10 protein-coding genes and 1 pseudogene are annotated in these 14,902 nt (G+C 36.9%); 7 read left to right on the top strand and 4 right to left on the bottom strand.

Features of this window, described 5'->3' with window-relative positions; translation table 11 throughout:
- Nucleotides 1–23 precede the first annotated feature (23 nt).
- From guaA to D8855_RS05865, 3 genes are all read left to right on the top strand, one after another.
- Nucleotides 24–1,586, top strand: coding sequence for a glutamine-hydrolyzing GMP synthase (gene guaA / locus D8855_RS05875; RefSeq protein ID WP_041171154.1), 1,563 nt, complete (start codon nucleotides 24–26; stop codon nucleotides 1,584–1,586).
- Between the two features lie 220 nt (nucleotides 1,587–1,806).
- Nucleotides 1,807–3,822: a hypothetical protein gene (locus tag D8855_RS05870; protein ID WP_125416523.1), complete on the top strand. Its 2,016-nt coding sequence runs from the start codon at nucleotides 1,807–1,809 to the stop codon at nucleotides 3,820–3,822.
- A gap of 50 nt (nucleotides 3,823–3,872) precedes the next feature.
- Entirely contained in the window at nucleotides 3,873–5,030 is a 1,158-nt protein-coding gene (locus D8855_RS05865; protein WP_125416522.1) for a hypothetical protein, read from the top strand.
- An 87-nt stretch (nucleotides 5,031–5,117) separates the two neighbouring features.
- Here the strand turns inward: D8855_RS05865 and D8855_RS05860 are convergent, their stop codons facing one another.
- Nucleotides 5,118–5,378 carry a hypothetical protein gene (locus tag D8855_RS05860; protein ID WP_000505233.1) on the bottom strand — a complete coding sequence of 87 codons (261 nt, stop codon included), beginning with the start codon at nucleotides 5,376–5,378 and terminating at the stop codon, nucleotides 5,118–5,120.
- A 534-nt stretch (nucleotides 5,379–5,912) separates the two neighbouring features.
- On the opposite strand from D8855_RS05860, the pseudogene D8855_RS05850 reads away from it, so the two are divergent.
- From D8855_RS05850 to D8855_RS05835, 4 genes and pseudogenes are all read left to right on the top strand, one after another.
- Nucleotides 5,913–6,684: pseudogene (locus tag D8855_RS05850) on the top strand (ABC transporter ATP-binding protein).
- The gene (locus D8855_RS05845; RefSeq protein WP_125416520.1) at nucleotides 6,674–8,728 is read left to right on the top strand and encodes an FtsX-like permease family protein; all 2,055 of its coding nucleotides are present in this window, start codon (nucleotides 6,674–6,676) and stop codon (nucleotides 8,726–8,728) included. The pseudogene D8855_RS05850 and the gene D8855_RS05845 overlap by 11 nt, the downstream one beginning before the upstream one ends.
- Nucleotides 8,729–8,760: 32 nt before the next feature.
- Nucleotides 8,761–9,450, top strand: coding sequence for a response regulator transcription factor (locus D8855_RS05840; RefSeq protein ID WP_042751014.1), 690 nt, complete (start codon nucleotides 8,761–8,763; stop codon nucleotides 9,448–9,450).
- Entirely contained in the window at nucleotides 9,434–10,432 is a 999-nt protein-coding gene (locus D8855_RS05835) for a sensor histidine kinase (RefSeq protein ID WP_049551877.1), read from the top strand. The genes D8855_RS05840 and D8855_RS05835 overlap by 17 nt, the downstream gene beginning before the upstream one ends.
- An 83-nt stretch (nucleotides 10,433–10,515) precedes the next feature.
- On the opposite strand, the gene ffh is transcribed toward D8855_RS05835, so the two are convergent.
- The 3 genes from ffh to metG form a co-directional block, all read right to left on the bottom strand.
- Nucleotides 10,516–12,087: a signal recognition particle protein gene (ffh, locus tag D8855_RS05830; RefSeq protein WP_125416519.1), complete on the bottom strand. Its 1,572-nt coding sequence runs from the start codon at nucleotides 12,085–12,087 to the stop codon at nucleotides 10,516–10,518.
- An 11-nt stretch (nucleotides 12,088–12,098) separates the two neighbouring features.
- Nucleotides 12,099–12,431: a putative DNA-binding protein gene (locus D8855_RS05825; RefSeq protein WP_004260758.1), complete on the bottom strand. Its 333-nt coding sequence runs from the start codon at nucleotides 12,429–12,431 to the stop codon at nucleotides 12,099–12,101.
- 379 nt (nucleotides 12,432–12,810) lie between these two features.
- The gene (gene metG / locus D8855_RS05820; RefSeq protein ID WP_125416517.1) at nucleotides 12,811–14,808 is read right to left on the bottom strand and encodes a methionine--tRNA ligase; all 1,998 of its coding nucleotides are present in this window, start codon (nucleotides 14,806–14,808) and stop codon (nucleotides 12,811–12,813) included.
- Between the last annotated feature and the right edge of the window lie 94 nt (nucleotides 14,809–14,902).

Here is a 14,902-nt window from a genome sequence, read left to right as displayed (position 1 = left end):
ATTTCTTTTGAGAAAGGAAAAAGATGAGCAACATTTCAACTGATTTGCAAGATGTAGAAAAAATCATCGTATTGGACTATGGTAGCCAATACAACCAGCTGATTTCACGCCGTATCCGTGAGATTGGTGTTTTTTCAGAACTAAAAAGCCATAAAATTTCAGCTGCTGAAGTTCGTGAAATCAATCCTGTAGGAATTATCCTATCAGGTGGTCCAAACTCTGTATACGAAGATGGTTCATTTGATATTGACCCAGAAATCTTCGAACTTGGAATTCCAATTTTGGGAATCTGTTACGGTATGCAGTTGTTGACACATAAACTTGGAGGAAAAGTTGTTCCTGCAGGTGATGCTGGAAATCGTGAATACGGTCAATCAACTCTAACTCATACACCATCAGCTCTTTTTGAATCAACACCTGATGAACAGACTGTTCTGATGAGCCATGGTGATGCGGTTACTGAGATTCCTTCTGACTTTGTTCGTACAGGTACATCAGCTGACTGCCCATACGCAGCCATTGAAAACCCTGATAAACATATTTACGGTATCCAATTCCACCCAGAAGTTCGTCATTCTGTATACGGAAATGATATCCTTCGTAACTTTGCTCTTAACATCTGTAAGGCTAAAGGCGACTGGTCAATGGATAACTTCATTGACATGCAGATCCAAAAAATCCGTGAAACAGTCGGTGATAAACGTGTCCTTCTTGGTCTATCAGGTGGGGTTGATTCATCTGTAGTTGGGGTTCTTCTCCAAAAGGCTATTGGTGATCAATTGATCTGTATCTTCGTGGACCACGGTCTTCTTCGTAAAGGAGAAGCGGACCAAGTTATGGACATGCTTGGTGGTAAGTTTGGTTTGAATATCGTCAAAGCAGACGCTGCTAAACGTTTCCTTGACAAACTTGCTGGCGTTTCTGACCCTGAACAAAAACGTAAAATTATCGGTAATGAGTTTGTCTATGTATTCGATGACGAAGCAAGCAAGCTCAAAGATGTGAAATTCCTTGCTCAAGGTACTTTATATACAGACGTTATCGAGTCTGGTACGGATACAGCTCAAACTATCAAGTCACACCACAACGTGGGTGGTCTTCCAGAAGACATGCAGTTTGAATTGATTGAACCACTCAACACTCTCTATAAAGACGAAGTTCGTGCTCTTGGTACAGAGCTTGGTATGCCAGACCATATTGTATGGCGCCAACCATTCCCAGGACCAGGACTTGCTATCCGTGTCATGGGTGAAATCACTGAAGAGAAACTAGAAACCGTTCGTGAGTCAGACGCTATTCTTCGTGAAGAAATTGCTAAAGCAGGTCTTGACCGTGATATCTGGCAATACTTCACAGTGAACACAGGCGTTCGTTCAGTTGGTGTTATGGGTGACGGTCGCACTTATGACTACACGATTGCAATTCGTGCGATCACTTCTATCGATGGTATGACAGCTGACTTTGCAAAGATTCCTTGGGAAGTTCTTCAAAAGATTTCTGTACGTATCGTAAACGAAGTGGACCACGTTAACCGTATCGTCTACGATATTACAAGTAAACCACCAGCAACAGTTGAGTGGGAGTAATGGAGAGGCTTGATTTACCTTTAAAATAGCGATTCTACAGCAGTTTAGCAGGAACAAAATAGTCTAAAAAGGGTGTATCTTCGTTTGATTCCCCCCTAAATCCCCTCGAAAAGTTAGTTAAAAATTTTTTTGACCAACATTTTTGGAGGGATTTTTATAATAAAAAGTACAAAGTATTTTTATAGCACGTAATCTTATTTTTCAAATGTAAAAAATATATATGATCTCTAGAGTAAAATTTTATGATGTAAATGACTTATCTATCGGTTTCTATTTTCCAAGAATTCAAGAAATTTTAGATGCTTATTTATCGAATTCTTATAGCCTAAATTCTTTTTTGGAAGCCCTTGAATTTTATAATATTATCAAATTCATAGAAAATGAGGTTTTTTCAATTGACTGGTCGCTAAGCTATATTGAAGAAATAAAGAAATCTCTTCCTTCGATGATTCAACTCCAAAATAATTATTTTGGTTCTGCTCCGAAAGATGAGATTTTAAATAACATAAAACTTCTACAAAGCGAATATAACTATCGTGAAGACTTTTTTGAGATATTTACATTATTTAACTATGGTCAAAAAATTAGTGAAGTAGAGTTTGTGCAATATTTTATAGAATCCAATCTACATTTATGTCATCTCTTAAAAAATACCTATTTTCTAAAAAAGTATCCTACTTTCATTAAGCAATTTTTTCTGAGTTCACCCTCTCATCTTGAAATATTACTCGATAATTTTGTAGATTCAAATTCATGTAAAAATGTTATCCCAAGTAATATCACAAATTTAGAGTGGAATGATTTAATTGAAAAATATATTTGTGACCCCGATGTGAATATAAATTATTTAAAAATTTTAAGAAACCCTATAAAAGGTTTCGATAAGAATAGATACTTTCAACTTACAGATAAACAAAAACTGTTGATTGACAAAAAAATTCAAGAATTTAATTCAAGTTTTAATGATAAGGATTTTGGAATTCAAGTTGATATTAGAGTATATACAAAGAAGGAAGCGTACTATTACGCAATTAAAAAGAGTAGGGAACTTCATATTGAGGGAATTGAAAAAGGTTTGTATAATCCTATTGCAGTCGCAACAGGTGGAGCTAGGCCAAAACAATATGAATATACATTATCAACTTTTATAGATAGTGCTAAACTTTTTGAAAAACATAATTTTCAAAATATATTAGACTATTTTTGTAAAGACTTTGAACTGAGCACAAGTGTTGGTACTTTTGCATTAGCAAGCTTTCCTCAATTAGAGATGGGGGTACTTGAAAGAACGTTAGGCATTTCGACTAGAAATCACTATAAATTTGGTTTTTACTTCTCAGTCAAGCATCAACTATACGTGATGAAACTGATTGCTTTATCAAAAATACTACAGAAATTCAGTCTAAGAATTGAAGATTTCATTACTTGGTTTTTCGATATTTTCCTGACTAATCAGTACGGTATTGATTGGATACATTTTGATGTGCCTTCAATTTCAGAAACAACGGGAAATAAAACAGCAACACTTTTTAGAATCGAAGAATCATTAAGAAAACAATACAAATTATTGAGTGAAGAAGGGCTTATTGATGTAAATTTATATAATATTACTTCTACTCCTTCAATTGAATCTTTGCAGAGTTTTACTAAAAGAAAATACTTCTCAATGAATAATTCAGATAATAATATTCAACAGATTGTTAATTTATTATTCTCTGACCAAAGTCCTATTCATTTTATTAATGAGGAATACAAAGGAAGCAACTTTAAGGAATTAATTTCACAACAATGCTTGAGTTATGCAAATTTTCATGAATATCAAATAGATTACATAAAACTACTAATAGATGCTGGAATTTGCCAAAATGATACAGGTGTTATATCTTTTAAAGATATGTCCCAAATAAGTCTTTTAGAAAAAATATTCTTATATGGCTCTGTTAATAGTATATCTTTATCTGAATCTGAAAAACTCAGTGCTGATAGGATGCTTGATAATGGATGGTTAATATTTTCGGATACCTTATTTTCAATTCAAGAAATTAATTATTTGAATTTTGTCCTAAATAACAAATCATATGACAATAGCTGGGGAATCAGAAATAAGTATTTGCATGGAGTACCTATTTATGATTCTATTCAGCAATATGAGTATGACTATCATCTCATTCTGCTCATATTAATTTTCTATATTATCAAAATAAATGAGGAACTCAAACATCATAGTTATTGCTAACCAAATTCATTCACAAATAATACTCTACTGATTAACTATCGGAGCTTTTTATGACTACAATATTCTTTTCATGGCAATCTGACTTACCGAATAAAACAAATAGAAATTTAATTGAGAATTCTATAAAATTAGCATTGAAAAAAATGAACCAAGATTCTCCGTACTCTCTTATCACTGAAATTGACAGAGATATAAAAGGTGTTCTAGGTAGTCCAGATATTGTTGATTCAATATTAACCAAAATTGATAAGTGTGGCCTATTTATAGCAGATATATCAATTATAAACAGTAGTTTAAATGGTAAAAGAACTCCTAACCCTAACGTATTATTTGAATTAGGATATGCAGTAAATTGTCTAGGGTGGGATAGAGTTATTTGTGTGTTCAATTCTGATTTTGGCGATGTTTCAGAACTACCTTTCGATTTACGTAATAGACGAATTCTAACTTATGAAACATCCAATATTTCCGAAACAAGGAAAAAGTTAGCTGATATATTTAAACAAATAATTGATAAGAATTACTATACTTTAGAACAAGTCCAAGAAGTTAGTGACTTTTATAGTATAAAAATCTATTCATGCTTTATTAATATCATATCAAGAATTATAAAGGTTTTATATGGAAGTGAAACTGTCTGCTCTTTTGAAGCAATTACTAATGTTTTAAATATGACTCCTACAGAAATAAATAGACTACTTTCGCATGAATTGCTGGGTTTTAACTTATTTACAAGCTATGACGAGCAAATTAAAATATTAACAAACGAGTTAGATAGAATCACCTCTATTAATATGTTTAACACAAACCTGTATGTACCCATTATTAAATTAATTAAGGAATTAAAATCCCATAATCTTTTTATTAATAGAGAACATTTTTTTGAAAATTTTAAAGTAAATACACCCATTATGAATGACTATAGTATCATTCATAATAGTGATAATAACGAAATTCCGAATAGATATGCTCTAGGAAAGAAAATTGATGCCAATAGAGCAAAAATCGTAGATTTCACCGATATTAAACGAACTGACCATGTTAAATTTGCTTTAACTCACTTCTGTTTAGATGTAAATACATATAACGTTTACTATAATCATTATGTTTGTATTCTTAAATATATCAATGAGTTTATTAGTAATAATGATGGGAAATTTTTAATTGACAATACAGAAATATTAATAAAAAATGTAAAAAAACTGTAATTAGATGATTAATATAAAATATTACTTACAAACTTACAAGAATAGAACCTGATAGATTACATATCAAGCTCTCTTTTTTGGTTTATTCTATTTACTTAATGTTACTGTTTCACCACTATCTCCTGCTAAATCAGGCATTGTTACAGAATCTCCAGAAACTGAATATTTCAGCTCAGTACCATTGTTATCACTGATAATCTGTTTGTCTGTATCAATAGCTACTTTCTCGGAATAGAGGTACTTCACATTATTGCCTCTCTCTGAAAGGAGATTGATATTAAATATGTTTTCATCACCACTTACTTTTAGTTCGTAATGCAATGTCAATTCTTCGTCTTCGAATCCCATTTCAGAACCATCAATACCGCTTTTTTCGTATGAATATGTTCCTGATAGCTGACTATCATTAGTACTTGTACAGTGGTGCTGATAAAGAGATAGCTCAACTACTTACAAATGCAATTACCGTACAAACCGCATCAGAAACAAGAGTAAAATTTAATTGAAATCAACATATGAAAAAATCAATCCCCCCGAAAAATCCCCCCATTGAAGTATATAACCCTTCTAAACCCTTGATTTACAAGGGATAGGGATATACCAGTCTCAATTGAGTGGGAGTAGAGTTTCCTATAAAATAAAAAATAATACCGCTGGATCATGAACTTCAGTGGTATTATTTTTTATGATCTCAATATTAGGAAAATTTTTCAACCTCTACTCCTCTTTTTAAATCCCTGAAACCATGCTATAATATAGTAAGTATAGTTCCAATAACCTGATTATAAAAGTCAGCGATAAAGATTTCTTACATCATCCGTAAGTATTATTCTACTCTGATTCATATTATAATGAAAGTAACAAAAAATGGAGGTGTTTCACATGGACACAATTTTACGAGTAGAATCATTAAAAAAGTATTATGGGAAAGGTCCCAATATTACCAAAGCCTTGGATAGCATATCTTTTCAAGTTGTAAAAGGTGAGTTCTTAGGAATTATGGGGAGTAGCGGTTCTGGGAAAACAACTCTTCTTAACTGTCTAGCCACAATCATCAAGCCAACTGACGGTTCCATTCAAATGCAAGAAAAGGATTTAGGTCAGTTAAAAGGGAGCCAATTAGCAGATTATAGAGGCAAGGAAATTGGCTATCTCTTCCAGAATTTTGAGCTCTTGGACAATCTTACAGCCAAAGAAAATATTTTACTTCCCTTGTCTTTGCACGAGGTCGATGCCAACGAAAGTAAGGTTCGGTTAGAATTACTTTCCCAATATCTGGATATTTCTGAACTTCTGGATAAGTTCCCTTCTCAATTATCAGGTGGTCAACGGCAAAGGGTAGCTGCTGCGCGCCTTAATTTTAGACCCTAAGATTGTATTTGCGGACGAGCCCACAGGAGCTTTGGATTCAAAAAATGCGACCATTTTGATGCAAAAATTATCCGAAATGAATCAAGTGGAAGAAACCACCATTCTCATAGTGACCCACGATTCCGTAGCAGCTAGCTTTTGCAACCGCATCTTGTTTATCCAAGATGGAAAACTATTCCATGAAATCCGTCGCGATTATCCAAGAGAAAGTCAAGAAGACTTCTATCACAGAATACTAAAGGTCATGGCTGCACTAGCTGGAGGTGATGGTAATGTTTTCTAAATTAGTCTCAAGAAATAGCAAGAGAGATCGAAAAAATAACAGCTTGTATTTCAGTTCTATGGTTCTGTCTATTATCTCCTTTTACATCATCCTTTCTTTGACTCATCAAGATGTGATGCACTTTCTAAAACAAATAGAAAGTGACGCTGTAAATAAACTCTTTAGCATGATTCCCATTCTTTATGTAGCAACGCTCTTTATTCTCTTTTTTCTAGTTTACTTCTCAAGCAGTATGCAGATGGAAAGGAGAAAACATGAATTTGGTGTCTATCTCACACTGGGAATGCGAAGAAGCAAACTGTTCTTGCTACTTCTGCTCGAGGATTTGAGAAACAGTGTCCTTGCCCTTGGAATAGGACTTCCTATTTCCATCTTAATTTCAGAATTGATTAGCCTAATAACCGCTAAAATTGTGGGACTAGGGATTATTGAACATCAATTTTCTCTATCTACCACAGCTCTACTCTATACAGTCATCGGCTTCCTAGCCGTAAAATTAGCTGTTTTTGTCCTTTTAAGTGCAAAGACTGCCAATATGGAAATCGGAAACCTGCTCGCCTATTCTCCTTCTGGGATGAAGAAACTACTCCCCAAGGGGGTGTACCTTCTTGCTTCTGTCCTCGGAATTTTGCTTCTAGGAACAGCCTATTACATGGGTATGAGTGGACAAGCTTGGGAAAATGTCATAACAATGGGCATCACCGTTCTCTTAGGAACTCTGGGAACTATCCTACTCTTCTTTGGTATGCGTTTATTTATAGACTTTTTGGTCAAGCTTGGAAACAATCGAAAACTTCATGCCTATAATTTTAGACAGATTCAGGAATTAGTTATCCAACGCTCAACTATACTGGCTGTCTGCTCCCTCTTAATTTTCTCTGCCTTGTGCCTCTTTGGAGCAGGTGTGGCCATTACAAGCGGCAATCCAGGCAATCAAACCCACGTATTGGATTATACATTTAGAGATAGCAAGCAGGAAACAGATGAAAATCTTGATGTAAATGCAGTTAAAAAAGAGCTTGAAGCTGCCGGACTAGTATCACAGTTTTCAAAGATTCTGCAAATTAAAGTAGGCCAAACTAAAGAACACGAATCCGTGTCCTTTGAAGAGGTCATCAAGGAGTTGAAAAATCAAAAAGACAACAAGAACAAGGAAATTTTGCTCCATAAATTTAAACAGTCTACTAATTCCCACCTCATACCAGTTTCCGAATACAATGAACTTAAAAAGGCTGCCAATCTTCCTCCTCTAGAACTAACTAATAAGGAAGCATATTTGTATATGGGGAAAGATTTTCTGCCAGATGAAAGTCTCGTCAACTCTGTCCTAAAGACAAAGCCTCAAATCAAAGTCATGGGAAATGATGTAAAATTGATTGGCGAGGTGGAGTCTTTGCCAATCGTAACGGATCATGAGATAACCCTCTCTGTCGCTCTCATAGTTCCAGATGAGATTTTTATGAGCTATACAGACGGTCGCTATTCGAACTATGTTAGCGGTATCTTGGCTCCTGAGCTAGTCAAGGAAAAAGGCTTGATGAGAGCTATCTCAGATACCAATGAAAAGCTAAATCAAACCTCTCTTGGCTATGAAAGCTATATACAAAATATGGGAAGACAATTGTTTTACATTATCTCTGCCAGCTATGTCACCATCTATCTGTCTATCATCTTCCTTGTTGTCGCAAATACAATTATCGGCGTTCAGTTTTTGATGGGACAAAGACAATCCTATAGAAGATACCAGACCTTAATCCATCTTGGTGCCAACTACGAAACTCTTTGTAAATCGTCAGAAAAGCAAGTCAACTGGTATTTCGGTCTACCAATAGCCCTTGCACTTATCAGTAGTAGCTTCGGAGTGAGCTCCCTCCTCACAGGAATAGTGCCCACTAGCGCAAGAATGGTTATGGGGCAGAGATTTATCACAGCCATGCTGATAGTACTGCTCTTAGCTGGCTTCGAAGTCATCTATATCCGAATTGTAAAGAAAAATAGCAACAAGTACTTATTGTCATTAATGGAACCCAAAAGAGATGAATAAGGTAGAATAAAATAGGAAAAGGAGGAACCGATATGAAGCATATTCTGGTTATTGAAGATGAAGCCTTGATTCGAGATGAAATTGTCATCTTGTTAGAGAAAGCGGGTTATCAAGTTGATAAGTTGACTGACTTCAAAGATACAAGCCAGCAAGTGCTGCAATACGATACAGATCTAATCATACTGGATTTGAATTTGCCAGGAGAAACAGGTTTTCAAATTTGTAAAAATCTCAAGTCAAAACGCTCTGTCCCTATATTGGTTCTCACTTCCCGTGAACAATTAAAAGATGAAATCTACGCCCTGAAATTAGGGGCAGATGAGTATCTAACAAAGCCTTTCAAGAAAGAAAGATTTTTGGCACGTATAGAAAATATCTTGAAACGCTATGAAGGCAGACAAAATCTACTTGAAAAAGATAATTTTCTGCTGGATAGACAGACCTATACCCTTTATATCAATGGACACTCGATTTTACTCCCCCAAAATCAAGGGAAATTGTTAGAAACTTTATTAGTGGCAACTGATTCTGTCGTCACAAAAGAAGAACTAAGCATGAAACTGTGGAATACAACTGAGTTCATCGATGAAAATGCCCTTCAAGTAAATATTGCAAGACTCAAAAAGGTGATGAAACAGGCTGGTATTGCACTTCAAGTTAAGTCCGTCAGAGGCATCGGTTACAAATTGGAAGAGGAAAGGGAATATGAAACAGAATCCTAAATATTTGGCTACCTATCTGCCTTGGTTACTTGTTCTCTTAGCATTTGATCTATTCACAGCTGTCCTGCTTTGGCTTTCAGACGTGAGAAAGTTTCAAGCCCTCATCATTCTCTATCTTTTAGCTACTGTCCTGCTCTTTTTCATCCTATCATTCCTACTGATAAGAAAAGAAAGAAAAAAATCCGCTGCCTATAAAGCCTTCATAGCCAATCCTAAGATGGATACGGAGCTGGAATTATTGCGTTTATCAAGTGCCTCAGAGAAAGAAAGCATCGAAGAAATCGCAAATGCGCTTTACCAAAGGCAAGCGGAAATAGGAAAGCTCAACTCATTACTAGCCGAATACGAGGACTATGTTGAAAAATGGGCTCATGAAATCAAACTCCCTCTATCGCTTCTTTCCCTCCTTTTGGACAATCAAAGTGACCAGTTGCCAAAGGATACAACTTTTAAGTTGGACTATGTGAAAAATCAAATCCAAGGAAATGTATCACAGATACTATTCTATTACAGGGTGAAAAGTGAAAAAAATGATTTTCTATTTGAAGACCTTGACCTCCAAGAGTGTATCCAAGATCTTTTGGAAAACTTTGATCCCTTGCTCAAAGAAAAGAAATTTACGATTCAGCTAGAGAACATACAAGGAATCTGCTACACCGATCAACGCAGTTTTGAATTTATCCTCTCTCAAATACTCGCCAACGCCCTTAAATATAGCTCTGACAAGCCCGAACTCAGTATTTCTATGTCAAAAGATAAGGGGCGCACAAGTCTGATTATTAGGGATAATGGTTGCGGAGTTAAAGCTTGTGACCTTCCTCATATCTTTGAAAAAGGCTTTACAGGTGATTCAGGTGATACAAGGAAAAAATCAACAGGTATGGGGCTCTATCTAGTCAAACAATTAGCAGATGCTTTAAAAATCGAAATTACAGTAAAATCCGAATGGACGCAAGGATTTGAAATCTCTCTTTCTATTTAGTCAATTTTTCGATTAAGAAAATTGCCTAATCATAGAAAGCACATATGCTATATAAAAAAGGAAAGCACTTCTGCTTTCCTTTTTTATTTGCGTTTCTTCTTCGCTTTCTTCATTTTGTTAGCCATGCGTTTCATGGACTGTTTCATAGCAAATTCACCGATTTTACCTTTTAGTCCACCACCAAACATCTGGCTCATATCTGGCATTCCCGCTCCTCCTAGAGCTGATAAGTCAGGCATACCACCTTGTCCCATCATTCCTTCAAGGGCAGACATATCCATTCCTCCCATATTTGGCATATTTTTAGGAAGATTGTTTGGATTGATTCCCATCTGCTTCATCATTTTGTTCATATCTCCAGACATAACACCCTGCATAAGCTGTTTAGCTTGGTTAAAGTCTTTGATGAATTTATTAACTTCGACAAAGGTATTCCCAGAACCTGCAGCGATACGACGGCGACGGCTCGGATTTAACAAATCTGGATTTTCACGTTCTTCAGGTGTCATTGAAGACACAATAGCACGTTTGCGAGCAATCTGGCGTTCATCTACCTTCATGTTTTGAAGGGCTGGATTGTTAGCCATACCTGGAATCATCTTGAGCAAGTCTTCCATCGGCCCCATATTTTGCACCTGATCCAACTGATCAATGAAATCATTGAAATCAAATGTGTTTTCACGCATCTTCTCAGCCATTTCAAGGGCTTTTTGCTCATCGTATTCTTGAGAAGCTTTCTCAATCAAAGTGAGCATATCCCCCATACCAAGGATACGGCTAGACATGCGATCTGGGTGGAAGGTTTCAATGTCCGTAATCTTTTCACCTGTACCAGTAAACTTGATTGGTTTTCCAGTGATGTGACGAACCGATAGAGCCACACCACCACGAGTATCCCCATCAATCTTGGTAAGGATGACCCCAGTGACTTCCAACTGAGCATTAAACTCACGCGCAACATTGGCCGCTTCTTGACCAATCATGGCATCAACCACGAGGAGAATTTCGTTTGGTTGAGCCAATGCTTTTACGTCACGAAGTTCATTCATCAAAAGCTCATCAATCTGCAAACGACCTGCCGTATCAATCAAGACATAGTCATTATGGTTAGCTTGGGCTTGTTCCAAACCTTGACGAACAATCTCAACAGCTGGAATCTCTGTTCCAAGAGCGAAAACCGGCACATCAATCTGTTGACCCAGAGTTTTCAACTGGTCAATAGCCGCAGGACGATAAATATCCGCCGCAATCATCAAAGGACGAGCATTTTCTTCTTTCTTGAGTTTGTTGGCCAATTTACCAGCAAAAGTTGTTTTACCAGCCCCCTGCAAACCAACCATCATGATGATTGTAGGAATCTTAGGTGACTTGATAATTTCTGCCGTATCAGAACCTAAAACGGCTGTCAGTTCCTCATCAACTATTTTAATAATTTGTTGCGCAGGATTAAGGGTATCAATGACCTCATGGCCGACTGCACGCTCACGAACTTTCTTGATAAAGTCCTTTACAACAGGCAAGGCAACGTCGGCCTCGAGCAAGGCCAAGCGAATTTCTTTGGTTGCCTCTTGGACATCAGCCTCAGAGATTTTTCCTTTTTTACGTAAATTTTTAAAGACGTTCTGCAAACGTTCTGTTAAACTTTCAAATGCCATTTTTCTTCCTCTTATTCTCTATTATCAATGCTTGTTAAAATTTCTATCTGCTCCTTCAGAAAGTCATCCTTGGGATAGCGCTCCAAAATCTGGTCAAAAATCTGACTGCGGACAATGTAGTCCGAGTACATGTGCAATTTCATCTCATAATCTTCTAGAATCTTTTCTGTCCGCTTAATATTATCATAGACAGCCTGACGACTGACACCAAATTCCTCGGCAATTTCAGCAAGGCTATAATCATCAGCGTAGTAGAGCTCGATATAATTCATTTGCTTATCTGTCAAAAGCGCCGCATAAAATTCAAAGAGCGCATTCATACGGTTGGTTTTTTCGATTTCCATAACTTTTATTATACCAAAAAATCTATTATACTTCTACATTAGAAGTCATTCTAATAAAGATAGAAAAATAAAGGTAAGTTCTAAAAGCAACTTCCACATGACTTTTCAACGTAGAATTTTTTTCGATTTTTGCTTTCTTTTGAGGGGCAAGCGACTTTTTCCCCGTGTTTTTCAGATCCAAGCCAATCTCAACTTCCAGTTGCCACTCATGAACCCAACTTACTTGCCTAGAACTTAGTGAGTATATTTGTGGTTATTGTCTGCGACCATACATAATACGAATCCCATCAATGAAAATCTCAGTTTAGTCAACAAAGAAAAGTCCTTAGAAACTTGTAGTCTAAGGACTTTTCTTTCAACTGACTTTAGTGTTTTACTTTTACCCAATCACACTTCCGTTTGGTACAGCTGAATCAACTGTAAGAAGGGTTAATTGTCCATCATGTTCAGCTGAGAGAATCATCCCTTGACTGACATATTTCTTCATCATCTTGCGTGGTTTGAGATTGGCAACGATTTGAACTTTCTTGCCGACCAATTCTTGTTCATTTGGATAGTATTTTGCAATCCCAGAAAGAATTTGACGATCTTCACCATCACCAGCATCCAAGCGGAATTGAAGCAACTTATCTGAACCTTCTACTTTAGACACTTCTTTGACTTCTGCGACACGGATTTCAACCTTGTCAAAGTCTTCAAACTTGATTTCTTCCTTGTTTAGTTTGAGTTCAACTTCGTCTGGGTTCCACTCTTTTTCGACTGCTGGTTTGTTGCCTTCCATTTGTTCCTTGATATAGGCGATTTCTTCTTCCATATCCAGACGTGGGAAGATTGGTGTTCCTTTGGCAACTACAGTCACATCTTCTGGGAAGTCAGCCAAGCTCAAGTTTTCAAGACTTGCTACTTCTTCCAAGCCAAGTTGATTCAAGACTGCACGACTTGTTTCCATCATAAATGGCTCAATCAAGTGAGCAACAACACGAAGGCTAGCTGCCAAGTGACTCATGACACTTGCCAATTGATCTCGAAGTGCTTCATCCTTTGCCAATACCCATGGAGCTGTCTCGTCGATGTATTTGTTAGTACGAGAGATAAGGGTCCAGACTGCTTCAAGTGCACGTGGGTAGTCAACTGCTTCCATGTAGGTGTGGTAGTCAGCGATTGATTGTTCTGCAACGTCAACAAGAGTATGGTCAAACTCTGTTACACCTTCTACATAGGCAGGGACTTGCCCGTCAAAGTATTTATTAATCATAGAAACCGTACGGTTGAGAAGGTTTCCAAGGTCATTGGCCAATTCGTAGTTAATACGGCCAACGTAGTCTTCAGGAGTAAAGGTTCCGTCTGAACCAACTGGAAGGCTACGCATGAGATAGTAACGAAGTGGATCTAGTCCATAACGCTCTACCAACATTTCAGGGTAAACGACATTCCCTTTTGACTTAGACATTTTACCGTCTTTCATGACGAACCAACCGTGAGCAATCAAACGATCTGGCAATTTGATATCTAACATCATAAGAAGGATTGGCCAGTAGATTGAGTGGAAACGAAGGATGTCTTTTCCTACCATGTGGAAGACTGTTCCATTCCAGAACTTGTCAAAGTTACCATGTTCGTCTTGACCGTAACCAAGAGCTGTCGCATAGTTAAGAAGGGCATCAATCCAAACGTAGACAACGTGTTTAGGATTTGATGGTACCGGAACACCCCATGTAAAGGTTGTACGAGAAACTGCCAAATCCTCTAAACCTGGCTCGATAAAGTTGCGAAGCATTTCATTCAGACGACCATCTGGAGTGATAAATTCAGGATGAGCTTTGAAAAATTCTACTAGACGGTCTTGGTATTTGCTGAGGCGAAGGAAATAAGACTCTTCAGATACCCATTCCACTTCGTGTCCTGATGGAGCGATACCTCCCGTCACATTTCCAGCTTCATCACGGAATACTTCTGCAAGCTGGCTTTCTGTAAAGAATTCCTCATCAGATACTGAATACCAACCAGAGTATTCACCCAAGTAGATGTCATCTTGAGCAAGCAAGCGCTCAAAGACTTGTGCCACTGCTTTTTCATGGTAGTCATCCGTTGTACGGATAAATTTATCGTATGAGATATCTAGTAATTGCCAGAGTTCTTTGACTCCAACAGCCATACCATCAACGTAGGATTGTGGTGTAATTCCAGCTTCTTCTGCTTTTTGCTGGATTTTTTGACCATGCTCGTCAAGACCTGTCAAATAAAAAACATCGTAGCCCATCAGGCGTTTGTAACGTGCTAGGACATCACATGCGATGGTTGTGTAGGCAGATCCGATATGAAGTTTTCCAGATGGATAGTAAATCGGCGTTGTAATATAAAAATTCTTTTCAGACATAATTTTTCCTTTCCAGGCAAATGAAACCTGTTTTTCTAACACTTCATTATATCACATTTTTAATGATTTTCGATAGGGAAATCCATACAAAAAC

This window comes from Streptococcus mitis, from assembly GCF_003942685.1.
Taxonomy (GTDB): Bacteria; Bacillota; Bacilli; order Lactobacillales; family Streptococcaceae; genus Streptococcus; species Streptococcus mitis_CD.
This window is presented reverse-complemented; position numbering and strand designations above follow the sequence as displayed.